Raw genomic sequence first — 3,522 nt, 5'->3', positions numbered from 1 at the left:
CAACAACTGTTATGCGGCTAGTTTCAGCAATAACTCTAAGGTTTTCTCTGATTGCTTTACATTTTTCTTCAATCTCAATTTTTCTAGCTTCTTCTTGAGCGATCCCTTGTCGAACTTGCATTTCTTTGGCTGTTTTTTCATCGATAGCTTTTGCTTGGTTTTGTGCGCTGGTGCGCTGTGATGCAGTGCTAGTTTTAATTTGAATACTGGTCGACTCGGTATGGTTTGGTTTCTTGTCCGTATAGTGAGTGTTGCCGTTACTATCGACCCATTTATAGACTTCAGCCGAAGTTGCTATGGTTGTAGCACAGCTAATTAAAAGAAAAGCGCAAAGCTTTAAAGTGGTTGTGAATAATGCGCTGTTCAGTGTGAGCGTCATGGTTTCGATTTCCTGTCAGATCATAGAATTTTGGTCAATTGACATTCTAACTATAAACCATAGACGGTTTTTTGGACGAGAAAAGCCGAAAAAATACAAAACTGGGTCAAAAAAATGCAAATTATATTGACTCTAATGATTTAAGTGTCAGAATTACGGGTTGCTTTTTCTAGGGTTTTACAAGTGTCGTTTTTCAACGTTAATCGTTTGACGGTAATAGTATCCCCCAGCGTATTTGAGCTTCTTACTTTGCTTGATAGAAAATGTAAGAGGCAGTGGTAAAACAGGAGTCTAGCATGACATAAAAGTGCTGGACTTTATGGCGAAACTCTACGCCAAATTTACCATCAAAGTAACGCTAGATTGCATCCAGTGCACTTCCAAAAGAAGTGAGAGTTAACTCGGATTAAGCTTCCATAAACTATTTAACAGAAGGTAATTATCGTGGAGCTATTATCTGGCGCCGATATGATTGCTCGTTTTTTACAAGACGAGGGTGTCGAGTACATATACGGTTATCCTGGTGGTGCAGCGCTGCATATTTATGATGCGCTTTTCAGACAGGATAAAGTTGAACATATTTTGGTTCGTCATGAGCAGGCAGCTGTTCATATGGCGGATGGTTACGCGCGAGCGTCTGGTAAGGCGGGTGTCGTGCTCGTTACGTCTGGACCTGGTGCGACGAATACAATTACAGGTATTGCTACAGCCTTTATGGATTCTATTCCAATGGTTGTGCTTTGCGGGCAGGTGCCTTCAACCTTAATTGGTGAAGATGCTTTTCAGGAAACCGATATGATGGGCGTATCTCGTCCTGTTGTTAAGCATAATATGGCTGTAAGGCATGCCTCAGAAATACCAGAGGTCTTGAAAAAGGCTTTCTATATTGCGCAGTCGGGTCGTCCGGGGCCGGTTGTTGTGGATATTCCTAAGGATATGACGGCGCCAAATGAACGTTTTGAATACGTTTACCCCAAAAAGGTGAAGTTGCGTTCTTATACGCCGCCGGTAAGAGGGCATTCTGGTCAGATTAAGAAAGCGGTCGATATGTTATTGGCAGCTAAGCGTCCGGTAATCTATGCGGGTGGTGGTGTTATTCTGGGGCAAGCATCCAAGCAGTTGGTAGAGTTGGTTGAGCGCTTGAATTATCCAGTAACCACAACGCTAATGGGTTTGGGTGCATATCCTGGTACTGGTGAGCATTCTCTGGGAATGCTGGGGATGCATGGTACCTACGAAGCCAATGAGGCAATGCATAATTCCGACTTGGTTTTAGCGGTTGGTGCTCGATTTGATGATCGAGTGACGAATGGCACTGACAAGTTTTGCCCGGGGGCAAGAATTGTTCATATCGATATTGATCCGGCAAATATTGCAAAAACAGTTAAGGTTGATGTGCCAATCGTTGGGCCGGTGGGATCAGTGCTTAATGATATGTTGGCGATTCTGGAGGATGCAGAGGAAACGCCAGATCAAGAGGCTTTGGCTTCTTGGTGGAAGAGTATAGATGGCTGGCGTGCTCGTCACGGTGGTCGCTACGACCCTTCGACCGAGGAAAGCATTAAACCGCAACAAGCGATCGAGGCGATGTATAGAGCGACGAAAGGTGATGCTTACGTTTGTTCTGACGTCGGGCAGCACCAGATGTTTGCAGCTCAGTACTATAAATTTGATAAGCCAAATCGTTGGATTAACTCTGGTGGTTTAGGGACGATGGGTTTTGGTTTGCCAGCGGCAATGGGGATAAAGCTTCATTATCCTAATGAGGAGGTTGTCTGCGTAACGGGTGAAGGCAGTATTCAGATGAATATTCAGGAACTGTCGACCTGTAAGCAATATGACTTGCCGGTGAAGGTTTTAATACTGAACAATCAGGCTTTAGGGATGGTTAAGCAGTGGCAGGATATGAATTATGAATCGCGCCACTCTCATTCGTATATGGAGTCCTTGCCAGATTTTACTAAGTTGGTGGAATCATATGGTCATGTTGGTTTGACTGTCACTAAACTTAGCGAGCTGGATACGACGATGGAGAAGGCTTTTGCGATGAAAGATCGTTTGGTTTTCATCAACGTTTATGTTGATCCGAAAGAGCATGTTTATCCGATGCAAATTGCGCGCGGATCTATGAATGACATGTGGTTAAGCAAAACGGAGAGGACTTAAGCCATGCGTCGAATAATTTCAGTTTTGTTAGAGAATGAGCCGGGAGCTCTGTCGCGTGTTGTAGGGCTGTTTTCACAGCGAAATTATAATATCGAGACATTAACTGTTGCGCCGACGGATGATGGTACGCTGTCTCGTTTAACGGTTACAACTTCAGGCTCCGACAAGGTCATTGAGCAGATTACCAAGCAGCTAAACAAGTTGGTTGAAGTGGTGAAGCTGGTTGATCTGACGGAAGGTGCTCATATAGAGCGCGAGTTGATGTTGGTTAAGATTAAGGCAGCGGGCTCTCAAAGAGCAGAGATTAAGCGTTGTGTTGATATCTTTCGTGGTCAGATAGTGGATGTTACTAGTTCTGCCTATACGGTACAGATCACAGGTAATAGCGACAAGTTGGATGCATTTATTGCTTCGATAGCTGAAGGAAGTGTGCTCGAGGTGGTTCGTTCGGGTGTTTCAGGTATTGCGCGTGGCGAGAAAGTGCTAAGTCTATAGCGTGTTGTTTAGTAAAATTTTAATTAAGCGTCGATTTATTTCGACAAGAGAAAAGTAGAGGATTGTCATGCAGGTTTATTACGATAAAGATTGTGATCTATCGATCATTAAAGGTAAGAAAGTTTCAATTATTGGTTATGGTTCGCAAGGTCATGCTCATGCCTGTAACTTGAAAGATTCTGGTGTTGATGTAACGGTTGGTCTACGTGCAAATTCTTCTTCTGTAGCGAAAGCGGAAGCGCATGGTTTGACTGTTAAGCCGGTTGCTGAGGCTGTCTCTGGTGCTGATGTAGTAATGATTTTGACTCCAGATGAGTTTCAGTCTGTTTTGTACAAAGAAGAAATTGCACGTAGACCAACCGTTACATCAACACCAGAATCTTTCAAGTTACAGGCATGAGCATGACCTTGCGAACCATAACCAATAATTGAAACTTTCTTACCTTTAATGATCGATAGATCACAATCTTTATCGTAATAAA

The 3,522-nt window shown here is 43.5% G+C and carries 3 protein-coding genes and 2 pseudogenes; 3 read left to right on the top strand and 2 right to left on the bottom strand.

Annotated elements, in window-relative coordinates:
- On the bottom strand, nucleotides 1-379 hold a 379-nt coding region (locus tag A3761_RS18450), incomplete at its 3' end, for a DUF4124 domain-containing protein (RefSeq protein WP_068750651.1).
- A gap of 444 nt (nucleotides 380-823) precedes the next feature.
- On the opposite strand from A3761_RS18450, the gene A3761_RS18445 reads away from it, so the two are divergent.
- From A3761_RS18445 to A3761_RS18435, 3 genes and pseudogenes are all read left to right on the top strand, one after another.
- Nucleotides 824-2,545: an acetolactate synthase 3 large subunit gene (locus A3761_RS18445; protein ID WP_068510902.1), complete on the top strand. Its 1,722-nt coding sequence runs from the start codon at nucleotides 824-826 to the stop codon at nucleotides 2,543-2,545.
- A 3-nt stretch (nucleotides 2,546-2,548) separates the two neighbouring features.
- Nucleotides 2,549-3,040 carry an acetolactate synthase small subunit gene (gene ilvN, locus A3761_RS18440; protein ID WP_068510904.1) on the top strand — a complete coding sequence of 164 codons (492 nt, stop codon included), beginning with the start codon at nucleotides 2,549-2,551 and terminating at the stop codon, nucleotides 3,038-3,040.
- Nucleotides 3,041-3,107: 67 nt separating this feature from the next.
- Nucleotides 3,108-3,386: pseudogene (locus A3761_RS18435) on the top strand (NAD(P)-dependent oxidoreductase); the annotation flags it as partial.
- A 2-nt stretch (nucleotides 3,387-3,388) separates the two neighbouring features.
- Here A3761_RS18435 and A3761_RS25860 read toward each other — a convergent pair.
- Nucleotides 3,389-3,522 (bottom strand): annotated as a pseudogene (locus tag A3761_RS25860) (ketol-acid reductoisomerase); the annotation flags it as partial.

This window comes from Oleiphilus sp. HI0123, from assembly GCF_001635315.1.
The sequence above is the reverse complement of the archived record's forward strand: the minus strand, read 5'-3'. Positions and strand labels throughout refer to the sequence as shown.

Excerpts from the sequence above, each read along its gene's own strand:
- ilvN (WP_068510904.1), top strand. The coding sequence starts at position 2,549 with ATGCGTCGAATAATTTCAGTTTTGTTAGAGAATGAGCCGGGAGCTCTG.